The organism is Adlercreutzia equolifaciens (assembly GCF_029076695.1).
Classification (GTDB): domain Bacteria; phylum Actinomycetota; class Coriobacteriia; order Coriobacteriales; family Eggerthellaceae; genus Adlercreutzia; species Adlercreutzia equolifaciens_A.
In genome coordinates, this window is sequence record NZ_JARFIK010000046.1 from 1 (window position 1) to 443 (window position 443).

The 443-nt window shown below is 60.3% G+C and carries 1 pseudogene; it reads right to left on the reverse strand.

Annotated elements, in window-relative coordinates:
* Positions 1–24: 24 nt before the first annotated feature.
* Positions 25–443 (reverse strand): annotated as a pseudogene (locus tag PZH32_RS11390) (hypothetical protein); the annotation flags it as partial.

The following is a 443-nucleotide window of genomic DNA, read 5'->3' on the forward strand; positions in this document are numbered from 1 at the left end:
GCCAGCTTCTCGCGCGCCTGGCACTCAGCCGGGGAAGTCGTGGCCATAGGAGTCCACCTTGAGTTTGTTTACCCGTCGATCATAGGTTAGCAGACCGTTGACCTCTTCCTCCACAACGGAAAGCTGGGTGTAAACAAAGCAGCTCAGCCCCTGGGGCTCAAGCGACTCCGCGGCGGCCAACTGCGCCCGAACCGCCTCACGCCACGAGGGCAAATCGCCGAACACGTCATAGCAGTAGCTTTCAGCGAAGGCGCTGTGGCCCTCAACGCGGAAAACCGCGCCGCCGAACTCCGAGATAGCGAAGGCCCGCGCGCCGCTCCGGGCTGCGTAGCCCTGCAGCTTCCGCGGGCGCTTATCTTCGATATGCAGGAACGAGAAGGCATCGTCCACCCGGACTTCCGCCTTCTCCAATTCCTTCTGTAAGTCTTTAAGTTCCATAATTT